The sequence below is a fragment of the Mycobacterium sp. genome, from assembly GCF_032162605.1.
Classification (GTDB): Bacteria; Actinomycetota; Actinomycetes; order Mycobacteriales; family Mycobacteriaceae; genus Mycobacterium.
This window is the reverse complement of the sequence record NZ_JAVROT010000178.1, coordinates 1-21,257: the sequence shown is the minus strand read 5'-3', so window position 1 is coordinate 21,257 and position 21,257 is coordinate 1. Positions and strand designations below refer to the sequence as shown.

The window sequence follows — 21,257 nt, the reverse complement described above, 5'->3', positions numbered from 1 at the left end:
CGCACGGTCTCGGTCCAGTACTCCCACGAGTCCCGCCCGGCCACGACGAACCCGATCGCCGTCGCGACGATCGCCGACGCCGCGCTCGCCAATAGGGCGCGGGTGTCACGGCGAAGGAGCAGGTACAGCAGGAAGACCGCGGGCGTCAGCTTGAGCGCGATCGCCAGCCCGAGCAGAAGCCCCCGTGGCCACGGCGTCCTTCGCGGCACGCAGTCGGCGATCACGAGGGTCATGAGGACGACGTTGATCTGGCCGAACTCGAAGTTCGACCGCAGCGGCTCCAGGTAGACCGCCGCAGGTGCGACGATCGCCGCGGCGAGCCAGCAGCGCCTGCGCCACGCCGCGCCCGCGATCGCCGCAGACTGCTCCCACACCCGCAGCCGGGTCAGCACGATCATCGTGGTCACCAGTAGCAGGGCGAACGTGATCACGGTGATGGTCGCGCTGGCCGCATCCAACGACAGCCACGCGAAGGGGGCGAAGACGGCGGCCGCCAACGGCGGGTAGGTGAACGGGAGACCCAGGCCCGCGAGCGTGTGGAAGAGGACGCCGTCGCTGTAGAGCGACGTGCCGTCGAGCCAGGCGCGACCGCCCATCCGGTAGACGTCGATGTCGATGCGGTACGGCGTGGTGGCGAGAAGTCGCCAGCCCGCCCAGACCACCGCTGCGATGGTCAACGGCTGAAACAGCCGCCATGCCACGGTTGACCACCGCACCCCGCCGGGCAACTGCCGAATTCTCATCTCGCGGATAAGAGTATCGGCCCTCGTCGGCGCGTCGGCGACCATCCGGTCCACGACGCGCGCAGGTCGGCGTAAGTTTTGGCCGTGTTCGACGATTGGAAGTTCGACTTCAGGCTCGACCTGGCGATCCCGCCGGGTCGGCAGCCGCTGATGTGGTGCCTGATCGCATTTCTGCTGACCTTCCTGGTGACACGCACGATCGTCCGCTACATCCGGCACAACGCCGACCACGACACCCCGCCCAAGTGGTGGCAGCCACGCAATATCGGGCACGGCACGGTGCACATCCACCACGTGGTGATCGGTGTGATCCTGGTCATGGTGTCCGGAGTGACGATGGTGACGCTCGCCGTCGACGGCGGCGTCCCCGAATTCACGGCAGCCGCAATCTTCTTCGGGATGGGCGCGGCGCTGGTGCTCGACGAGTTCGCCCTGATCCTGCACCTGCAGGACGTGTACTGGTCCGAGGATGGCCGAACTTCGGTCGACGCGGTGTTCGCAGCGGTTGCGGTCGCGGGACTTCTGATCCTGGGATTCAACCCGCTGTCGTTCTTCGACATCGACATCTGGCGCTCGGACCAGACGCTGCTGGCCCGCGCGGCCGTGGTCGGGATCGCCCTGGTCACGCTGGCCCTCGCGGTGGTGGTGCTGCTCAAGGGCAAGGTGTGGACCGGCCTGATCGGGATGTTCATCACGCCGCTACTGATCGTCGGTGCGATCCGGGTCTCGCGTCCGCACGCGCCGTGGGCGCGATGGCGCTATGGAAACAGGCCGCGAAGGATGCACCGCTCGCTCGAGCGCGAACGACGACTGCGTCGTCCCGTCGTCCAGGCGAAACTCTGGCTCCAGCACGTCGTCGCGGGCGAGCCGCACTTCCCCGACGACCGCGAGGTCAATGCACAGCTCGACCGGGAGATCCACCCGGCTCCGACGCCTGCCCCGGTAACGACGGATGCCGCCTGATGCGCTATTTCTACGACACCGAGTTCATCGACAACGGCCGCACCATCGAGCTGATCTCGATCGGCGTGGCCGCCGAGGACGGCCGCGAATACTACGCGATATCAACGGAATTCGACCCCGACCGGGCCGGGGCGTGGGTACGCAAGCACGTCCTGCCCAAACTTCCGTCGCCTGCGTCGAAGCTGTGGCGGTCGCGGCGCCAGATCCGGTCGGAGCTCGAAGACTTCTTCGACATCGACGGCGACGAGACCATCGAACTGTGGGCGTGGGTGGGTGCCTACGACCACGTCGTGCTCTGTCAGCTGTGGGGTCCGATGACCGATCTCCCGCCCGCGATCCCCAGATTCACCAGGGAGCTGCGGCAGTTCTGGGAGGAGCGCGGCTCCCCACGGATGCCGCCGCGACCACGTGACGCACACGACGCGCTCGTCGACGCCAGACACAACCTGACCAGGTTCCGTCTGATGACGGACGGTCGCCCAGACGAACAGGAAGACGACGGGGCCTGGGCTGCACGCGCCTGAACTGCGGGTATGGATTGCAAGACGCGCTTCTGCGCGCAGTTACCATAGACGGGTGAATTGGACCGTCGACGTACCCATCGACCAGCTGCCGGACCTCCCGCCGCTGACGGACGACCTTCGCCTGCGGCTCGACGCCGCCCTGGCCAAGCCCGCAGCCCAACAGCCCAGTTGGCCGGCCGACCAGGCCAAGGCGATGCGAACCGTGCTGGAGAGCGTCCCGCCGGTCACCGTGCCGTCGGAGATCGAGCGGCTCAAGGGGCTGCTGGCCGACGTCGCGCGCGGCGAGGCGTTCCTGCTCCAAGGCGGCGACTGCGCCGAGACCTTCGTCGACAACACCGAGCCGCACATCCGCGCCAACATCCGCACCCTGCTGCAGATGGCGGTCGTGCTGACCTACGGCGCGAGCATGCCCGTGGTCAAGGTGGCCCGCATCGCAGGGCAGTACGCCAAGCCGCGCTCGGCCGACCTCGACGCGCTCGGGCTGAAGTCCTACCGCGGCGACATGATCAACGGCTTCGCGCCCGACGCCTCGGTCCGCGACCACGATCCGTCGCGCCTGGTGCGGGCCTACGCCAACGCCAGCGCCGCGATGAACCTGGTGCGGGCGCTGACCTCATCGGGGCTGGCGTCCCTCCATTCGGTGCACGACTGGAACCGTGAATTCGTCCGGACCTCACCCGCGGGTGCCCGCTACGAGGCGCTGGCCGCCGAGATCGATCGTGGGCTGAAGTTCATGACCGCCTGCGGGGTGGCCGACCGCAACCTGCAGACCGCCGAGATCTACGCCAGCCACGAGGCCTTGGTGCTCGACTACGAGCGGGCGATGTTGCGGCTGTCCGATGAAGGCACGGCGGACGGCTCCGGACCGGCGCTCTACGACCTGAGCGCGCACTACGTCTGGATCGGCGAGCGCACCCGGCAACTCGACGGCGCCCACGTCGCCTTCGCCGAGGTGATCGCCAACCCGATCGGTGTCAAGATCGGGCCGAACATGACACCGGAGCTGGCCGTCGAGTACGTCGAGCGGCTCGATCCGCACAACCAACCGGGGCGCCTGACGCTTGTCAGCAGGCTCGGCAACGGCAAGGTGCGCGACGTGCTTCCGCCGATCATCGAGAAGGTGCAGGCCACTGGGCACCAGGTGATCTGGCAGTGCGACCCGATGCATGGCAACACCCATGAGTCGTCTACCGGGTACAAGACCCGGCACTTCGACCGCATCGTCGACGAGGTTCAGGGCTTCTTCGAGGTGCACCGCGGGTTGGGCACCCACCCCGGCGGCATCCACGTCGAGATCACCGGCGAGAACGTGACGGAGTGTCTCGGTGGGGCACAGGACATTTCGGACTCCGACCTCTCCGGCCGCTACGAGACGGCGTGCGACCCGCGCCTGAACACGCAGCAGTCGTTGGAGTTGGCATTCCTGGTCGCGGAGATGCTGCGGGACTAGCTGATCAGGCCCTGTAGGTTGCTGCCGAGTGTCCATGCCCCGGCGGCCACCAGCCCGGTGAGCGTCAGAATGGCCACCAGCCAGAACAGCGCGACACGCCGTCCGCGTCGCCTGGCCCACTCCAGTTCGTCGATGTCGATGCCGGCGAACTGGCCGGGCGCGGAACGGTTCTCCCAGTCGTCGGGTCCCCGGGTCATCTCCCTGGTGTGCTGACGCGGCGGCAGGATCGGCTGCGCCGGCGCCGGCGCCGGCGCGGGAGAGGCAGTGGCGGCGGTGGTGTGGTCATCCTGCTGAAGCCGGCTGTGAAACTCTGCTGACGCTACGTGCTGAGCGGAATTACGTGGTGCTGGCACCCGGAACGGTGGTAGCGCGAGTTCGTCGATGATCCGGTGCAGTTCGTCGCCCATCGCCGCGGCGTCGGCGTAGCGGTCGTCGGGATCACGCCTGGTTGCGCGCGAGGTGAACTGGTCGAACTGCGGTGGGACCCCGGTGATCGCGGCGCTTGGCGGTGGCACGTCGTGGTCCATCCGCTGGTACGCCACCGCAAGGGCGCTGTCGCCCGTGAACGGCACCGCGCCGGTGAGCAATTCGTACGCGAGGATGCCGACGCCGTAGACGTCGCTGCCGGGGCCGGCGTCGCCCGTGCTCACCTGTTCGGGCGAGAGGTAGCCGGCGGTGCCGAGGATCACACTCGTCGACGTGATCTTCGCCTCGGCGATCGCGCGGACCAATCCGAAGTCTGCGATCTTCACCTCGCCGTCGTCGGAGATCAGCACGTTCTCCGGTTTGATGTCGCGGTGCACCAAGCCGGCGCGGTGTGCTGCCGCCAGACCGCCCAGGATCGGTGACAGCACTGCCGCGACGGCATGGGGTGGCATCGGTCCGCGTTCCCGCAGCAGTTCACGCAGCGTGCCGCCCTCGATCAGCTCCATGACCAGGAACGGGTGCTGGCCGTCGATGCCTTGGTCGTAGACGGCTACGAGGCCGGGATCCTTCAATCGCGCGACCGCGCGGGCCTCGCGCTGGAACCGCGTCAGGAACTGCTGGTCGCCCGCATACCGCGAATCCATGATCTTGCACGCCACCGGTCGGTCCAACCGAAGGTCGAGTCCCCGGTACACCGCGGACATGCCACCGGTGGCGATCAGGGCGTCGACGCGGTAGCGCCCGTCCAACACGATACCGACGAGCGGGTCCGATCGCTGGCTGGTACCCACGCGTGCATCTTAGACTCGGTCCGGTGAGCAACATTCCGGCTGCCGATGACATCCTCGACCCCGACGAAGCCGTCTACGACCTTCCCGCCGTGGCGTCGATCCTCGGCATCCCCGTGACCAAAGTGCATCAGCACCTCAGACAGAAGCACCTGATCGGCGTGCGCCGCGACGGAGTCCTGGTGGTGCCGAAGATCTTCTTCGACGACAAGGGTCACGTCGTCAAGAGCCTCTCGGGTCTGCTGGTAGTCCTGCACGACGGCGGCTATCACGAAACCGAGATCGTGCGTTGGCTGTTCACCCCGGACGCTTCGCTGACAATCAGCCACGACGGTGACACGGACGCGCAGCCCAACGCGCGACCGGTGGACGCGCTGCACTCACACCAGGCCCGCGAGGTGGTTCGTCGGGCCCAGGCGATGGCGTACTGAACGCTACGGAGCCGACGGCTGCGTAGCCGGCGCGGTCTCGGCCTTCTCGGGGGACTTGACCAGCGAGTACCAGGCGGCCATCGCGAGCGCGGTGGCCAGCCCGACGTGCAGCCAGGAGTACATGCCGTGCGAGCCATCGGGTTTGAAGATCACCATGATCCACGTCGAGAAACCCGCGATCACGGCGATAGCCTGGCGACTCTGCGCCAGCGCCGACAACACCGCCAGCGGCCACGTGTAGTACCAGGGCAGCGCCGCGGGCACGAAGAGCACCACGATCAGCATCGCGAGCGCGATTCCGGTCAGTGCTTCACGGTCGTCGTGGCGGAATCGCCACCACAGCAACGGAAGTGAGATGGTGATGATGGCGATGCCGGCGATTCGGGTGACTTCGAGTACCGCATAGAAGCTGACGGGGAAGAAGAGTCCGCCGACGGCGTTGGCCACGTTCGCGATCGCGGTGGGCACCGTGAGCCAGTTTATGATCTTGACCGAGCCCGCAAGTGCGGTGAGCCAGCCGAGGCCGACTCCGGCGAGGGCGGACACGACCGCGAACACGACGACGAAGATGAGAGCCGACGCCGCCGTCGCGACGGCGAAGGCACGCCTTGGTCCGAGGCCTCGTGTGTCCCGCAATCGATGCATCCACATCCACACCATGAAGGGCAGTGCGATACCCGCCGTGGCCTTCACCGCGACCGCGATGGCGATGAGTCCCACGCCCCAGATGGGTCGGTTCTGCAGGGTGAGAGCGATGGCCGCGGTCATCAGCCCGACCATCAGCATCTCGTTGTGGACGCCGCCCATCAGGTGGATGATCACCAGCGGGTTGAGAACGCAGATCCACAGTGCGGCAGGCCCGTTGCCCCCCACGTGACGCGCGATCCGGGGCGCCGCCCAGATCAGCATCACCAGCCCGGGCAGCATGCACAGCCGCAGTAGCATGGTGCCTTCGATGACGTGGTCGCCGACCACCAGCGTCACCAACTTCGCCACCAGGATGAACACCGGGCCGTACGGCGCGGTGGTCGTCGTCCAGATCGGGCTCACGTCGTCGAGCAGGGAGTTGGGGTTCTCGATCGGACCGACGACGTACGGGTCGAACCCGTCGCGCAGCAATGCGCCCTGCGCAAGGTAGGAGTACGTGTCGCGGCTGAACACCGGCACGCTCAGCAGCAGCGGGGTCAGCCAGAAGCCCGTGGTCGCCACCATCGTGTAGGTGGTCGCGGTGCGGTCGACGACGCGGCGGCCGAGCCACAACCACGCCGTCAACATCACTGCGACACCGCCCCACAGCAGCACCGAGGAGACCACCAGGCCATGGCCGAACCGCAGCCACGACAGCTGCAACGACTCGAGCAGCGGGTCGTGCAGTCGAGTGCTGCCTGCACCGAGACCCCCGACGGTGATCAGCGCGGCGCCAAGGCAACCCAGCAGGGCGGGTCGGCCCTCGCCGGACGCGGCGAAGGCAGTCAGGCGCGAGAAACGTAGACCAAGCCCGGTTCTCGGCTGACGCGTGTTGACCGGGGAGGGGGTCGGAGTCGTCATGGGTCTCAGGCGGACCGGTTCGACGCCAATCTGGCAAGCTCGGCCAGACCCACCTTCGCGTGAACGTCGATGGGAGCCGCATCCAGCAGTGCCAGGGCCTGACCGGTGAGGAACTCGATGTGGTCCTCGACGGCGCCGAGTGCGCCGACCGATTCGATCACCTGGCACAGTTCCCGCACCTGATCGTCCGAGAGGTCGGTGCCGATCGACGTGCGTAACAGGTTGGCCGCCATGGGATCCGACTTGTCGGCCCGTTCGACGGCCTCGGCGAGCAGCACGGTGCGCTTGCCCGATCGCAGGTCGTCGCCAGAGGGCTTGCCGGTGACCGCGGGGTCGCCGAAGACGCCGAGCACGTCGTCGCGCAGCTGGAACGCCACACCGAGGCCGTTGCCGACGTCGTGGAAGATGGCCTGCACGTCGGGTCGGTCGGCCGCCGCCGCGGCGCCGAGCTGCAGTGGCCGCGACACCGTGTAGGACGCGGTCTTGTAGGTGTTGACGTTCATCGCCGACGCCACCGTCTCCGCGCCGCTGGCCTCGGCGACGATGTCGAGGAACTGGCCGCCGAGAACCTCGGTCCGGATGTCGGCCCACACTCGCTGCACGCGGCGGTGCGCGTCCAGCGGCAGGTCGACCGACGTCACGATGTCGTCCGCCCAGACCAGGGAGAGGTCACCAAGCAGAATTGCGGTCGAGACGCCGAACTGCTCGGATGACCCGAGCCAGTTCCTCTCCCGGTGGCGGTCGGTGAAGAGCCGGTGCACGGTTGGAAGTCCGCGGCGGGTGGCGGAGGCATCGATGACGTCGTCGTGAACCAGGGCGCATGCGTGCAGCAGTTCCAGGGCGGCAAAGAGCAGCAGCACGTCGGCACCCGCGGATTCACCACGCGGCGCGACGGCGCGCCAGCCCCAGTACGCGAACAGTGGGCGCAGCCGTTTGCCGCCGCGCAGAACGAACTCCTCGAGCGCGGCGGTCATCTCGGCGTAGTCGTCGCCGATGTAGGCGGCGTCGGCTCGACGCGCGACGAGGTACGCCCGCAGTTGTTCGGTGACGGCGCTCGCCAGCTCCCTGGCCGACGGTGCCGCGGCAGCATCCACGCTCAGCGGGCGCCCCTTTCACTAACCCAAAGTGCCTTCAGACTAGAGCGTGTGGCCTGATGTGTAGCAAGTCAGGGCCGCGACGGCGTCAGCGCGGTTCGTGTGGGTTCGCCATGACGGGGCTGCGGTCGCGACTGGCCCACGCGACTCCTCCGATGATCGCAGCCACCACGAACGCCGCGAGGCTCAGCCAGATCGCCGCTCCGGTGAACGACCTCGCGCTGGGATCGGTGAAGCGGGCTTGGGCGCTCATCGTGGTCACCACCCCTGGTTTGAGCGTCCACTGGACCACGTCGGAGGACACCTGGTCGCCGTTGGTGGAAGTCACTTCACCGGGGAAGGAGACGTTCAGCGACACGTCTGCGTCGGGGTCGTTCAGGGACGTGAGGTCGGTCCGTCCCTCGAGGATCACCAGGTCGCCGGCCCGTCGCAACGAGATGTCGACGCCTGCCGCATCGCGGTTCATGTTCGCCAACTGCGGCAGCTCCGAGAACGTCAGGTCCGAGAAGACCGCCTGGGACCCGACGTAGTCGTCGCGCTTGTAGGAGGAGACCGACACCTTGTTGCTGAACGGCAGGCTGTTGAGCAGCTGGGGACCCTTGTCGTCGGCGTTGGCCGGCTTGGCTGCCGCGATGATCTGGCCCGACACCCGGTCGTCGGGCGACACGGTGATGGAGGCGCGTACCCGCACGCAGCCGGCGACCATGGGCGCGATCAGCACCAGCAAAAGCAGAGCCAGCAGGCGTTTACGGCGGTTGGGCACCTCGACATGGTGCCAGACCCGCACGGTCACAGCGGCAATTCGCGGCCGAGGATTGCGAACGGTCTGGGGTCTCCCGCGAAGTGGTAGCCCCGGATGACGTCGGTGAACCCCAGCCGCCGGTACAGCCGCCAGGCCCGGTTGGCCTCGCCGTTGATCTCGGGCGTGGACAGCAGCACGTGCGGCTCGTCACGCCCGGCCAGCAGGCGCCGGATGAGAGCCTCGCCGAGCCCGCGCCCCTGTGCGCCGGGGTGGATGTGCAGCTCCGTGAGCTCGAAGTAGGAGTTCATCAGCTCGGAGATGCGCGACCGGTCCGTCCCGCCCCGTTGCAGGCCCTGGATCACCTGCTGTTGCCACCACTGATCCGGTGCGCCGCAGTAGCCGTAGGCCACGCCGAGCATCGGCGCGGTGCTCAGCGCCAAAGCGTCCTGGCATCCCTCCGGCGCCTCCACGGCCGCGACCGCCGTCCACCCCGCCCTGCGGGTGTGCTCCAGCCACATCGAGGCGCGCTGATCCTCGGTGCCCCGGGGGTATCGCATCGCATCGACGTAGATGCCGAGTGCCTCCCCGAGGCGCCGTTGCATGTCGCCAGGTGACAGGTCGATGAGGAACGTGGCCAAACTTTTTGGTGCCCTTCGCGCGATGTCGGAGTCGACGTCATTATCCGGTCAGCGACGCAGTATCTCGCTACCGGCGGGCCACCAACTACAATCGACCTTCGAAGTAGGTGGTACGGGTCAGATTCAGCTCGTATCATGGTGTTCAGGTGCCCCGCAAACGCGGGAGTACGAATTTTGAAAGCACGGCCGCGGCTTCGCGGGCGCAGCAGGGACGCACTTGGGAGGCGCGGATGCCACTCTCCGATCATGAGCAGCGCATGCTCGACCAGATCGAGAGCGCACTTTATGCCGAGGATCCCAAGTTCGCCTCCAGCGTGCGCGGTGGGAGTCTTCGGGCTCCCTCGGCTCGTCGCCGGCTCCAAGGGGCGGTGCTGTTCCTGGTTGGCCTGGGCCTCCTCGTGGCCGGTGTGCCGTTCTATGCCAACGTCAACCACGCCTTCCTGATCGTCAGCGTGATCGGGTTCGTCATCATGTTCGGCGGCGTGGTGTTTGCGATCACGGGCCCGCGCGTGCCGGGTGGACACGAGGGTGCGGCCCCGGAACCCGGCTCGGCGCGCCAGAAGCGCGCCAAGAGCAACAACTCGTTCGCCAGTCGCATGGAGGAACGGTTCCGCCGTCGTTTCGAGGAATGAGCGTTCGGTGACCCGGCACCGGGTCTGAGAGGACCCCAGGGCAGCTCCGCAGGGAGCTGCCCTTTTCTTTGCGTCCGACACGCCGTGGTCGGCGCCTGCGACGGAGGCGGTGGGCGCCCCACCACGCCCCACCCGGGCTTCCAACGCTGCCCAGCTGCGGCTTTGCGCTGGCAACCCGGTATCAGTCGGATCCGCCGTGCCAGGAAATGCCTCATGGGTGGCGTGCGGTGGGGCTTGCACCCAAACTGTTGCCAGCAGATGGAGCAAAGTGGGGGATCGTGGGGTAATGTGGCGGACAACGGAGCGGCCGGTGCTCCGTCCGGCGGGCAGCAGCGAAGCGACTCGGGATCCAACATCCGGAGGGCAGGAGCGAAGCGACCCGGGAATGCACGAAGTGCGTGGAGGTGGCGGGATGTTTCTCGGCACCTACACGCCCAAGCTCGACGACAAGGGGCGGCTCACGCTGCCCGCCAAGTTCCGCGAAGCACTCGCAGGGGGGTTGATGGTCACCAAGAGTCAAGATCACAGCCTGGCTGTCTACCCGCGTACGGAATTCGAGAAGCTCGCAGAACGCGCATCTGCGGCATCGCGTAGCAATCCGGATGCTCGCGCCTACCTGCGGTACCTCGCAGCGGCAACCGACGAACAGCACCCCGACGCGCAAGGCCGGATCACGTTGTCGGCCGACCACCGCCAGTACGCGGACCTGTCCAAGGACTGCGTGGTGATCGGATCGATCGAATACCTGGAGATCTGGGACGCCCAAGCTTGGCAGGCCTATCAGCAGACCCACGAAGAGAACTTCTCCGCGGCCAGCGATGACACCCTGCGCGACATCATTTGACCCGGCCGTTGAAGCGGCCATTCAGCGGCACGTAGCCCATGCATCGTGGCCTCTGCCCGAACCGGCCCTGGCGTACTTCCCCAACGCCAGGTCCGCGACCTCGGACAGGGACCTCGATGCAGGGGCAGCCACACTTCCCAAGGGTGCTGCGATGCCTGACGATCACCCGCACGATCCCGTGCTCCTCGACCGCTGCGTCGAGCTGCTGAAGCCCGCGCTGACCCGGCGCGACCCCGAAGGTGCCGGCGCCATTCTGGTCGACGCCACCCTCGGCGCCGGTGGACATGCCGAACGCTTCCTCACCGAGCTTCCCGGGCTGCATCTCATCGGCCTGGACCGAGATCGCTCCGCACTGCAGATCGCAGGCGAACGGTTGGCCCCGTTCGGCGACCGCGTCACCTTCGTCCAGACCCGCTACGACGGATTCTGGGCAGACCGCAACGACGGGACCGACTCTGGCGTCGGTGACGTCGACGGGATCCTGTTCGACCTCGGCGTCTCGTCGATGCAACTCGATCGCGCCGAGCGCGGCTTCTCCTACTCTCAAGACGCGCCACTGGACATGCGGATGGATCAGGACGCACCCCTGACGGCCGCCGCGATCCTCAACACCTACGACAAGAGGGCGTTGACGCGGGTATTGCAGGAGTTCGGTGAAGAGCGCTTCGCGAGCCGGATCGCAGGCGAGATCGTCCGGCGACGGGACCGCAAGCCCTTCGAGACCACCTCCGAGCTGGTCGAGCTGCTCTACGATGTCATTCCGATACCTGCCCGACGCACCGGGGGGCACCCGGCCAAGCGCACGTTCCAGGCGTTGCGCACCGCCGTCAACGGTGAGCTGGACTCTCTGCGTTCCGCCGTGCCTGCCGCGCTGGCCGCGCTGCACGCGGGCGGGCGAATCGTGGTCATGGCCTATCAGTCGCTGGAGGACCGGATCGTCAAGGCCGAGTTCGCCTCCGCGACGGCCTCGCGTACTCCGCCGGGCCTGCCCGTCGAGCTTCCCGGTCACGAACCCTACTTCGTGTCCCTGACGCGTGGCGCCGAGAAGGCGGCGGATTCCGAGATCGACCTCAACCCGCGGAGTGCATCGGTACGGCTGCGAGCCCTGGAGAAGGTTGTCAGAAGGGAAGGTTCGTGATGGCGAAGCGACGAGAACCGGTGCGCGCCAGCGACGAGCGTCGGCGAGGGCCACGCGAGGCGACCACCCAGCGCCGTTCGGCCGACGCGCCGCTACGCGGTCGGCGGTCGACCCGAGAGCAGCGCCCGCAGCGCTCAGCGCCGCACACCAGCCCGAAGCCAAGGCCCACCGAGGGCCCGATCAGGCCGAAGAACGCCGCTCAGGCGAAGGCGCGCGCGAAGGCGCGGAAGGCCAAGGCTCCCAAGGTAGTTCGCCCACCGCTGCGTGAGCGGCTGCTCGTCAGACTGGCGGCCATCGACTTCGACCCACGCAGGTTCGTCACCAGGGTGCCATTCGTCGTCCTGGTAATCGGAGCGTTGGGGATCGGACTCGCGGTCACCCTGTGGCTGTCGACCGACGCCGCCGAGCGGTCCTACCAGTTGGGCCACGCACGCCAGGTCAATCAGGCGCTGCTGCAACAGAAGGAAGGCCTCGAGCGCGACGTGCTCGAGGCTCAGGCCGCGCCCGCACTCGCCGAGGCGGCGCGCAATCTCGGCATGATTCCGTCCACCAACACGGCGCACCTCGTGCAGGACGCCTCCGGCAACTGGGTTGTCGTCGGGACGCCCAAACCGGCGGCGGGCGTTCAGCCGCCGCCGTTGAACAGCCCGCTGCCCGACCCCGCTGCTCCCGCGCCACCGGCTCCGCCCGCACCGAAGGTCGTCGACCCGCGCGAGGTGGCGGTGCACCTGCCGCCGAGGGCCGTGACGCTTCCCAATCCCGAGATTTCCGTCTCGGGACCGGATGCCGCCGCGCCGGCGGGCGGGCCGATTCCCGTACCGGCCGATCTTCCCACTCCCGCAGCGCCTCTCGACGATGCGGCTTCGCACCTGGAGTCACCCCAGGCGCCGGCGCTCCCTGGGCCGCCACCCGGCGCGGTGCCGACGCTCCCTGGGCCGCCGCCCGGTGCGGAGCAGGCGCTGCCGGCCCCCGTGCCAGGCGCTCCGGCATGAGGCGCAGCAAGGATCGCGCGAAGGCGCAGGCGGCGAACCTCCCCGCAGGCACCCCGCACTCCGCCAAGGAGCGCCGCACGCGCAAGGCCATCGCCGACGACGGGCTGCGCAGCGCCTCCTTCGTCTTCCGGCACAGAGTGGGCAACGGCGTCATCCTGCTCGTCCTGTTGCTGGCGGCGGCGCAGCTCTTCATGCTTCAGGTGCCGCGTGCCGAGGGGCTGCGGGCGGAGGCGGCGAGTCAGCTCAAGGTCACCGACGTCGAAAAGGCCCTGCGCGGAAGCATCGTTGATCGCAACGACGACAAACTGGCCTTCACCACCGAGGCACGCGCGTTGACGTTTCAGCCGGTCAAGGTCCAGAAGCAGCTGGTCGAGGCCCAGACGAAGTCGCCCGAGGCGCCCGAGCCCGCCAAGCGGCTGCGCGAGATCGCGAAGGGTGTGGCCGGGCTGCTGAATAACCGGCCCGACGCCGACACCGTCTACAAGAAGCTCGTCGGCAAGGATTCCTTCGTTTACCTCGCGCGGGCGGTCGACCCGACGATCGCCGATGCCATCACCACGAAGTACCCCGAAGTGGGCGCAGAGCGCCAGGACATCCGGCAGTACCCCGGCGGATCCCTGGCCGCGAACATCGTCGGCGGCATCGACTGGGACGGCCATGGGCTGCTCGGCCTTGAGGACTCGCTCGACTCCAAGCTTTCGGGCGCCGACGGATCGCTGACGTATGACCGGGGTTCGGACGGCGTGGTGATTCCCGGCAGTTACCGCAACCGGCACGACGCGGTCAACGGCTCCACGATCCAGCTCACCCTCGACGACGACATCCAGTTCTACGTTCAGCAGCAGGTCCAGCAGGCGAAGAACCTCTCCGGAGCCAAAAACGTCTCCGCGTTGGTGCTCGACTCCAAAACCGGTGAAGTCCTTGCGATGTCGAACGACAACACGTTCGATCCGAGCCAGGACATCGGCAGGCAGCAGGACCGCGAGCTCGGCAACCTCTCGGTGACGTCGCCGTTCGAGCCGGGTTCGGTGAACAAGATCATCACGGCGTCCTCGGTCATCGAGTTCGATCTCACGAACCCCGACGAGGTGCTCTCGGTACCCGGCTCCATCGACATGGGCGGCGTGACCGTGCACGACGCATGGTCACACGGTGTGATGCCGTACACCACCACCGGTGTCTTCGGTAAGTCCTCGAACGTCGGAACGCTGATGCTGGCGCAGCGGGTCGGCCCGGATCGGTGGGCCGACATGGCCGCCAAGTTCGGCCTCGGGCAGCGCACCGGCGTGGGACTGCCAGGCGAAAGCTCGGGTCTGGTCCCGCCGGTCGACCAGTGGTCGGGCAGCTCCTTCGCCAACCTGCCCATCGGACAGGGCCTTTCGATGACGCTGCTGCAGATGACCGGGATGTATCAGGCGATCGCCAACGACGGAGTCCGCATCCCGCCGCGGATCATCAAGTCCACCATCGCCTCTGATGGCACCCACACCGACGAGCCCCGCCCGGAGGGTGTCCGCGTGGTGTCGCCGGGGACGGCGCAGACCGTGCGGAACATGTTGCGGGCCACCATTCAACACGATCCGACGGGTGTGCAGCAGGGTACCGGCTCCGGGGCGGCCGTCGACGGGTACCAGCTCGCCGGCAAGACCGGTACCGCGCAGCAGATCAACCCGGGCTGCGGTTGCTACTACGACGACGTCTACTGGATCACGTTCGCCGCCATGGTGCCTGCGGACAATCCGCGCTACGTCGTCGGAGTGATGATGGACAACCCGCACCGCACGGCGGACGGCTCTCCAGGAACCACGGCAGCACCGCTGATCCACAACATCGCCGCCTGGCTCCTGCAGCGCGAGAACGTCCCGCTGTCGCCCGATCCGGGTGCGCCACTCGTCCTGCAGGGTTGAGCTCACGTTGAATGTGCTCCTCGCGTGTGCGGGGGCGGCCGGAGAACGGGCCGGTAGGGTGTCATGGCCATGAACTTGCGTCCCTCGCGTCCTGCCGGTGAAGGCGTCGCCGCGTTGGCGGAACGCGTACGAGCCGTACCGGTGATGGATTCCACCGGCGCGGATTGGGCGCGGGTTCGGGTCACCGGCGTGACGTTGCGAAGCCAGGACGTCCACCAAGGCGATCTGTTCGCCGCCCTGCCGGGTGCGTCGTCGCACGGCGCCCGATTCGCCGTTGACGCGGTGCGGCTGGGGGCCGTTGCGGTGCTCACCGACCAGGCCGGGGCGGCGGTCATGGCCGGCGCCGGTGTCGACGTGCCCGTGCTGGTGCACCCCACTCCGAGGGCGGTCCTCGGCGAGCTGGCAGCGGCGGTCTACGGGCGGCCGTCGGAGCACGTCCGCGTCATCGGCGTGACGGGCACCTCGGGCAAGACCACCACCACCCACCTGGTGGAGGCTGGGCTCCGCGCGGCGGGCCGGGTGGTTGGCCTCATCGGGACTGTGGGCATCCGCATCGACGGTCGCGACGAGCCGAGCGCGCTGACCACACCGGAGGCCCCCGACCTGCAGGCTCTGCTGGCGGTAATGGTCGAACGAGGCATCGACACGGTGGTGATGGAGGTCTCCAGTCACGCGTTGACCCAGGGCCGGGTCGATGCGATGCACTTCGCGGTGGGCGGTTTCACAAATCTTTCGCGTGATCATCTGGACTTCCATCCGACGATGGAGGCCTACCTCGATGCCAAGGCGAAGCTCTTCGACCCCCAGTCATCAACCCACGCAGACCTTTCCGTGGTGTGCGTCGACGACGAGGGCGGTCGCACCATCGCGGCCCGTGCCGAGCATCCCGTCACCGTGAGTGCCTCCGGTGCCGATGCAGACTGGCGGGTCGAGGAGATCCGCTCCGTCGAGGGGGGTGGCCAGGAGTTCCTCGCGGTCGACCCGTCGGGCGTGCACCACGGACTGCGCACGTGTCTGCCCGGCCACTACAACGTGGCGAACTGCCTTCTGGCGACCGCCCTGCTCGACGCCGTCGGGGTGTCCCCCGAGCAGGCCGCACCAGGGCTGCGCACGGCGACGGTGCCCGGCAGGCTCCAGCCGATCGATCTGGGCCAGGGCTTTCTGGCGCTGGTCGACTACGCACACAAGCCCGGCGCCCTGCGCGCCGTCCTGGAGACGCTGCGCGCTCTGCTCGGCGCTGAGTGTCCCCCCGCTCGCGGGGGAGAGCGGAGCGACCAGGGAGGGCAGACGAGCGGCAGGCTCGCGGTGGTGTTCGGCGCGGGCGGTAACCGCGATCAGGGCAAGCGCGCGCCGATGGGCAGCACCGCGGCCGAGCTGGCCGACCTGGTCGTCGTCACCGATGACAATCCCCGCGACGAGGACCCGGCGGACATTCGCGCCGCGATCGTCCAGGGCGCAGTGGGCACGGACGCGGAGATCGTAGAGATCGGCGACCGTCGTGCGGCCATCGAATTCGCCGTCGGCTGGGCCAGGGAAGGCGACGTGGTCCTGGTCGCGGGCAAGGGCCACGAGGCAGGCCAGACGAGCCACGGCCGGACCCGGCCGTTCGACGATCGCGACGAGCTGGCTCGGGCACTGCACGCGCTTGGGTCCCCGTCATGATCGATCTGACGTTGGCCCAGATCGCCCAGATCGTCGGTGGCGAGCTCGCCGACATCTCGGCGGAGGACGCCGAGACGACGCGCGTGACCGGGACGGTCGAGTTCGACTCGCGCGCCGTCACCCCCGGCGGGCTGTTCCTGGCCCTGCCGGGCGCCCGTTCCGACGGGCACGACTTCGCCGCAGGCGCCGTGTCCGCCGGTGCGGTAGCCGTGCTGGCCGCGCGCCCGGTCGGCGTGCCTGCGATCGTCGTTGAACCCCTCGCGGCCGCCGTCGACTCCGGTGCCAGCGTGCTCGAGTACGACACCGACGGATCCGGGGCCGCTGTTCTGGACGCGCTGGCCAGACTCGCCTCCGCCGTCGCCGCCGAGCTGGTGGCAGGCGGACTCGTCATCGTCGGCGTCACCGGGTCCTCAGGCAAGACGTCCACCAAGGACCTGCTGGCAGCCGTACTCGCGCCTCTCGGGGAGGTCGTCGCGCCACCCGGCTCCTTCAACAACGAGCTCGGGCACCCGTGGACGGTGTTGCGTGCGACGACCGACACCGACTACCTGATCCTGGAGATGTCGGCCCGCCATCCAGGCAACATCGCCGCGCTCGCGCGGATCGCGCCTCCTTCGATCGCGGTGGTGCTCAACGTCGGCACCGCCCACCTCGGCGAGTTCGGTTCGCGCGAGGCGATTGCGGCAACGAAGGCTGAACTGCCACAGGCGGTTTCCGCGTCCGGCGTGGTGATCCTCAATGCCGACGACAACGCGGTCGCCGCGATGGCGGAGGTGACCGAGGCCCGCGTCATCCGCATCTCCAGGAGCCCCGGCACCGACCTCTGGGCCGACGACGTCGTCCTCGACGAGCTCGCACGGCCGCGCTTCACCCTGCACTGCCCGAGGGGCGTGATACCGGTCGAACTCGCGGTGCACGGAGATCATCAGGTGTCCAATGCGCTGTGCGCGGCGGCGGTCGCGCTGGAGTGCGGCGCCCGCCTTGACCAGGTGGCGGACGCGCTGGCGGCAGCGGGCCCGGCGTCGCGTCATCGCATGCAGGTCGGCACGCGCAGCGACGGCGTGACGGTGATCAACGACGCGTACAACGCCAACCCCGACTCGATGCGGGCCGGGTTGAAGGCACTGGCCTGGATGGCGAAGTCCGGGGCCGGCGGTGCGGAACGGCGCAGGAGCTGGGCCGTTCTCGGCGAGATGGCGGAACTCGGTGATGACGCCATCGCAGAACACGACAGCATCGGTCGACTGGCCGTGCGCTTAGATGTGTCTCGACTGGTCGTCGTCGGAACCGGGAGGTCGTTGAGCGCCATGCATCACGGGGCGGTGATGGAGGGGTCGTGGGGCAGTGAAGCCGTCATGCTCGAAGATGCCGACGCCGCACTGGAATTCCTGCGCGAGGAACTGCGCACGGGCGACGTGGTGCTGGTGAAGGCCTCCAAGTCAGCGGGTCTTGCCGAGCTCGCCGAGGTACTGGCTGGTGAGCCCACGTGAGGCAGATACTCATCGCCGTCGGCATCGCGCTCACGGTGTCGATCCTGCTGACGCCTGCGCTGATCCGGTTGTTCACCCGGCAGGGGTTCGGCCACGAGATCCGCGAAGACGGTCCGCCCAGCCACCGCAAGAAGCGGGGCACGCCGTCGATGGGTGGCGTCGCCATCCTGGCGGGCATCTGGGCGGGTTACCTCGGCACGCACCTGGTGGGCCTCGCCCTGGACGGGGAGGGCCCGTCGGCGTCCGGCCTACTGGTGCTCGGGCTCGCCACGGCATTGGGTGGTGTCGGATTCGTCGATGACCTCATCAAGATTCGGCGTTCGCGCAACCTCGGGCTCAACAAGACCGCCAAGACGGTCGGACAGCTCGTCGCAGCCGTGCTCTTCGGCGTCCTTGCCCTGCAGTTCCGTAACTCCGACGGGCTGACTCCCGGCAGTGCGGAGCTCTCCTACGTCCGCGAGATTGCCACGGTGACGCTGGCACCCGCCGTGTTCGTGCTGTTCTGCGTCATCGTGGTCAGCGCCTGGTCCAACGCGGTGAACTTCACCGACGGCCTGGACGGACTCGCTGCCGGGGCCATGGCGATGGTGACCGCGGCCTATGTGTTGATCACCTTCTGGCAGTTCCGAAACGCATGTGCCTTCAGCCCGGGGCTCGGTTGCTACAACGTCAGGGATCCGCTCGACCTGGCGCTCGTCGCCGCGGCGACTGCCGGCGCGTGTATCGGCTTTCTGTGGTGGAACGCCGCCCCCGCCAAGATCTTCATGGGTGACACCGGGTCGCTCGCGCTCGGCGGCATCATCGCGGGACTGTCGGTGACGAGCCGCACCGAGATGCTCGCCGTCGTGCTCGGTGCACTGTTCGTGGCCGAGGTCACGTCGGTGGTCGTGCAGATCCTGGCGTTCCGGACGACGGGTCGACGGGTCTTCCGCATGGCGCCCTTCCACCACCACTTCGAGCTGGTGGGCTGGGCCGAGACCACGGTCATCATCCGGTTTTGGCTTCTGACCGCCATCGCCTGCGGGCTCGGGGTAGCACTGTTCTACAGCGAATGGCTGGCCTCCGTTGGTGCATAGTCGGAGCGTGACGGGTCGGGTCCCATTGAGGCGACACGCCCCGGATGTCCTCGTTGCTCGGGCTGTGGCGGGGGAGGATTCTGGGGTGCGAGGGACAAATGAGTCTGCTGTTACTTATGTGACAAATGTGATCCGTGTGGCCGGCTAGCTGATGGTCAAGAAGATCCTCGCCCGGCTGCGGCACGAGAAGCCCGACGAAGCGGGCGCTGCCGCGGTGGAGCAGGCCGTCGTCCCGAGGACCCGCGTCGGCGCGTGGCTGGGGCGTCCGATGACGTCGTTTCACCTGGTGGTCGCGGTCGTCGCGCTCCTGATAACCCTTGGATTGATCATGGTGCTCTCGGCGTCGGGCGTGCACTCGTACGACGCGGACGGTTCGCCGTGGGCGATCTTCGGCAAGCAGGTCTTGTGGACCATCGTGGGCCTCGGCGCCTTCTACGTGGCGTTGCGCATGCCCATCAACTTCATGCGACGGCTCGCGTTCCCCAGCTTCGTCATCACCGTCATCATGCTCATCCTGGTGCTGATTCCGGGAATCGGTAAGGAGGCCAACGGTTCTCGCGGCTGGTTCGTCGTCGCCGGGTTCTCGATGCAGCCCTCCGAACTCGCCAAGATCGCCTTCCTGATCTGGGGGGCGCACCTGCTCGCCGCGCGTCGGCTGGAGCGCGCATCGGTGCGCGAGATGCTCTTCCCGTTGGTGCCAGGCGCGGTACTTGCGCTGCTGCTCATCGTTCTGCAGCCCGACCTCGGGCAGACCGTGTCGCTCGGCATCATCCTGCTCGGCCTGCTGTGGTACGCCGGACTGCCGCTGCGGGTGTTCCTGAGCTCGCTGGCCGCCGTCGTCGTCGCCGCAGGCATCCTCGCGATGTCGGAGGGTTACCGCTCCGACCGCGTGCAGTCCTGGCTCGACCCCGGCGCCGACGGCCAGGGCTCCGGCTACCAGGCCAGGCAGGCGCGCTTCGCCCTGGCCAACGGTGGAGTGTTCGGCGACGGTCTCGGGCAGGGCACGGCCAAGTGGAATTACTTGCCCAACGCCCACAATGACTTCATCTTCGCGATCATCGGCGAGGAACTCGGCTTCGTCGGAGCGGCCGGTCTGCTCGCTCTGTTCGGCTTGTTCGCCTACACCGGTATGCGGATCGCACGACGCTCCGCCGACCCGTTCCTGCGGCTGCTGACCGCGACCGCGACGTTGTGGGTGCTCGGGCAGGTGTTCATCAACGTCGGTTACGTGGTGGGCCTTCTGCCCGTCACCGGTCTGCAGCTTCCCATGATCTCCGCGGGTGGAACATCGACGGCGACAACGCTTCTCGTGTTGGGCATCATCACCAATGCGGCCCGCCACGAGCCGGAGGCCGTGGCTGCGCTGCGGGCGGGCCGCGACGACCGGATGAACCGGCTGCTGCGATTGCCGCTGCCCGAGCCCTACGTGCCGACCCGGCTGGAGGCGGCGCGCGACCGGTTGCGGACGCGGACGGGCGAGCCCGCCCCGGGCAAGGCCAAACCCAAGCCCAAGCTCATCCCCAAGGCCAAGACGAAGCCCAAGACGAAGGCGAGCGCAAACGCGAAGAACAAGGCCAAACCGAACCCTGCCCGCAAACCCGCCGAGGACCGTAGGCGGAACACCGTTGATGCGGGCGACCGGGCGGCGAGGGGCTCAGGGCATCATGGAGGCCGTCAACGTCAACCGAGTCGTGGGGCTCGCACTCTGGAAGGTCAGCGTTACGGGTGAGCCGGCAGATATCCGTGGTCCTCGCGGGTGGTGGCACGGCGGGGCACGTCGAGCCCGCGATGGCCGTCGCCGATGCCCTCGTAGCCATTGAGCCGGGGATACGGATCACCGCCCTCGGCACCCGCCGCGGATTGGAGACCCGCCTGGTGCCCCAGCGGGGCTACCACCTCGAGCTCATCACGCCGGTGCCATTCCCGCGTAAGCCGTCGGGTGATCTGGCCCGGCTTCCGCTGCGGGTCCGCACTGCCGTCCGCCAGACCCGGACCATCCTCGACGGCGTGCACGCCGACGTGGTGATCGGCTTCGGTGGCTATGTCGCGCTGCCTGCCTACCTCGCCGCGCGCGGCGGTGTCCTTCGTCGACACCAGGTGCCCATCGTCGTCCACGAGGCCAACGCCAGCGCGGGGTGGGCAAACCGGGTCGGGGCACGTTCGGCGCGT

The 21,257-nt window shown here is 68.1% G+C and carries 20 protein-coding genes; 14 read left to right on the top strand and 6 right to left on the bottom strand.

Going from position 1 to position 21,257, the window contains the following annotated elements:
• The coding region (locus QOI01_RS11195; RefSeq protein WP_526380839.1) for a glycosyltransferase 87 family protein at nucleotides 1-743 on the bottom strand (743 nt) is incomplete at its 3' end.
• A gap of 150 nt (nucleotides 744-893) precedes the next feature.
• Here QOI01_RS11195 and QOI01_RS11190 point away from each other — a divergent pair.
• Genes QOI01_RS11190 through QOI01_RS11180 form a run of 3 tightly spaced genes read left to right on the top strand, consistent with a single transcriptional unit; the run spans nucleotide 894 to nucleotide 3,680 of the window.
• Complete coding sequence (locus QOI01_RS11190) at nucleotides 894-1,706, top strand: hypothetical protein (protein ID WP_526380843.1); 813 nt, start codon at nucleotides 894-896, stop codon at nucleotides 1,704-1,706.
• Entirely contained in the window at nucleotides 1,706-2,230 is a 525-nt protein-coding gene (locus QOI01_RS11185; RefSeq protein WP_526380837.1) for a polyadenylate-specific 3'-exoribonuclease AS, read from the top strand. The genes QOI01_RS11190 and QOI01_RS11185 overlap by 1 nt, the downstream gene beginning before the upstream one ends.
• 52 nt (nucleotides 2,231-2,282) lie before the next feature.
• The gene (locus tag QOI01_RS11180; RefSeq protein ID WP_526380835.1) at nucleotides 2,283-3,680 is read left to right on the top strand and encodes a class II 3-deoxy-7-phosphoheptulonate synthase; all 1,398 of its coding nucleotides are present in this window, start codon (nucleotides 2,283-2,285) and stop codon (nucleotides 3,678-3,680) included.
• Here QOI01_RS11180 and QOI01_RS11175 read toward each other — a convergent pair.
• Nucleotides 3,677-4,897 carry a protein kinase domain-containing protein gene (locus QOI01_RS11175; protein ID WP_526380833.1) on the bottom strand — a complete coding sequence of 407 codons (1,221 nt, stop codon included), beginning with the start codon at nucleotides 4,895-4,897 and terminating at the stop codon, nucleotides 3,677-3,679. The two genes, QOI01_RS11180 and QOI01_RS11175, sit on opposite strands and share 4 nt — an antisense overlap.
• Nucleotides 4,898-4,920: 23 nt before the next feature.
• Here QOI01_RS11175 and QOI01_RS11170 point away from each other — a divergent pair, with 23 nt between their 5' ends.
• Nucleotides 4,921-5,325 carry an Rv2175c family DNA-binding protein gene (locus QOI01_RS11170; RefSeq protein ID WP_526380831.1) on the top strand — a complete coding sequence of 135 codons (405 nt, stop codon included), beginning with the start codon at nucleotides 4,921-4,923 and terminating at the stop codon, nucleotides 5,323-5,325.
• A gap of 3 nt (nucleotides 5,326-5,328) precedes the next feature.
• Here QOI01_RS11170 and QOI01_RS11165 read toward each other — a convergent pair whose 3' ends face one another.
• The 4 genes from QOI01_RS11165 to QOI01_RS11150 form a co-directional block, all read right to left on the bottom strand.
• Entirely contained in the window at nucleotides 5,329-6,873 is a 1,545-nt protein-coding gene (locus tag QOI01_RS11165) for an alpha-(1->6)-mannopyranosyltransferase A (RefSeq protein ID WP_526380829.1), read from the bottom strand.
• 5 nt (nucleotides 6,874-6,878) lie between these two features.
• Nucleotides 6,879-7,967: a bifunctional (2E,6E)-farnesyl/geranyl diphosphate synthase gene (idsA2, locus tag QOI01_RS11160; RefSeq protein WP_526380827.1), complete on the bottom strand. Its 1,089-nt coding sequence runs from the start codon at nucleotides 7,965-7,967 to the stop codon at nucleotides 6,879-6,881.
• 88 nt (nucleotides 7,968-8,055) lie between these two features.
• Nucleotides 8,056-8,673 (bottom strand): LppM family (lipo)protein, encoded by a 618-nt coding sequence (locus QOI01_RS11155; RefSeq protein ID WP_526380841.1) that lies wholly within the window; start codon nucleotides 8,671-8,673, stop codon nucleotides 8,056-8,058.
• A gap of 83 nt (nucleotides 8,674-8,756) precedes the next feature.
• Complete coding sequence (locus QOI01_RS11150) at nucleotides 8,757-9,347, bottom strand: GNAT family N-acetyltransferase (protein WP_526380825.1); 591 nt, start codon at nucleotides 9,345-9,347, stop codon at nucleotides 8,757-8,759.
• A gap of 230 nt (nucleotides 9,348-9,577) precedes the next feature.
• Here QOI01_RS11150 and QOI01_RS11145 point away from each other — a divergent pair, with 230 nt between their 5' ends.
• The 10 genes from QOI01_RS11145 to QOI01_RS11100 form a co-directional block, all read left to right on the top strand.
• On the top strand, nucleotides 9,578-9,979 hold the full coding sequence (locus QOI01_RS11145) for an SCO2097 family morphological protein (protein WP_526380823.1): 402 nt from the start codon (nucleotides 9,578-9,580) through the stop codon (nucleotides 9,977-9,979).
• Between the two features lie 412 nt (nucleotides 9,980-10,391).
• Nucleotides 10,392-10,823 (top strand): division/cell wall cluster transcriptional repressor MraZ, encoded by a 432-nt coding sequence (gene mraZ, locus QOI01_RS11140; RefSeq protein WP_526380821.1) that lies wholly within the window; start codon nucleotides 10,392-10,394, stop codon nucleotides 10,821-10,823.
• Nucleotides 10,798-11,961 carry a 16S rRNA (cytosine(1402)-N(4))-methyltransferase RsmH gene (rsmH, locus tag QOI01_RS11135; protein WP_526380819.1) on the top strand — a complete coding sequence of 388 codons (1,164 nt, stop codon included), beginning with the start codon at nucleotides 10,798-10,800 and terminating at the stop codon, nucleotides 11,959-11,961. Before mraZ ends, rsmH begins: the two co-directional genes overlap by 26 nt.
• Nucleotides 11,961-12,953 (top strand): cell division protein FtsL, encoded by a 993-nt coding sequence (ftsL, locus tag QOI01_RS11130; RefSeq protein WP_526380817.1) that lies wholly within the window; start codon nucleotides 11,961-11,963, stop codon nucleotides 12,951-12,953. Before rsmH ends, ftsL begins: the two co-directional genes overlap by 1 nt.
• Entirely contained in the window at nucleotides 12,950-14,860 is a 1,911-nt protein-coding gene (locus tag QOI01_RS11125) for a peptidoglycan D,D-transpeptidase FtsI family protein (protein ID WP_526380815.1), read from the top strand. The genes ftsL and QOI01_RS11125 overlap by 4 nt, the downstream gene beginning before the upstream one ends.
• Before the next feature lie 69 nt (nucleotides 14,861-14,929).
• On the top strand, nucleotides 14,930-16,522 hold the full coding sequence (locus QOI01_RS11120) for a UDP-N-acetylmuramoyl-L-alanyl-D-glutamate--2,6-diaminopimelate ligase (protein WP_526380813.1): 1,593 nt from the start codon (nucleotides 14,930-14,932) through the stop codon (nucleotides 16,520-16,522).
• Nucleotides 16,519-18,012: a UDP-N-acetylmuramoyl-tripeptide--D-alanyl-D-alanine ligase gene (locus QOI01_RS11115; protein ID WP_526380811.1), complete on the top strand. Its 1,494-nt coding sequence runs from the start codon at nucleotides 16,519-16,521 to the stop codon at nucleotides 18,010-18,012. The genes QOI01_RS11120 and QOI01_RS11115 overlap by 4 nt, the downstream gene beginning before the upstream one ends.
• Entirely contained in the window at nucleotides 18,009-19,088 is a 1,080-nt protein-coding gene (mraY, locus tag QOI01_RS11110; protein ID WP_526380809.1) for a phospho-N-acetylmuramoyl-pentapeptide-transferase, read from the top strand. Before QOI01_RS11115 ends, mraY begins: the two co-directional genes overlap by 4 nt.
• Nucleotides 19,089-19,239: 151 nt before the next feature.
• Nucleotides 19,240-20,817: a putative lipid II flippase FtsW gene (gene ftsW / locus QOI01_RS11105; protein ID WP_526380807.1), complete on the top strand. Its 1,578-nt coding sequence runs from the start codon at nucleotides 19,240-19,242 to the stop codon at nucleotides 20,815-20,817.
• A partial coding sequence (locus tag QOI01_RS11100; protein ID WP_526380805.1) for a UDP-N-acetylglucosamine--N-acetylmuramyl-(pentapeptide) pyrophosphoryl-undecaprenol N-acetylglucosamine transferase occupies nucleotides 20,814-21,257 on the top strand: 444 nt, incomplete at its 3' end. The genes ftsW and QOI01_RS11100, both read left to right, overlap by 4 nt.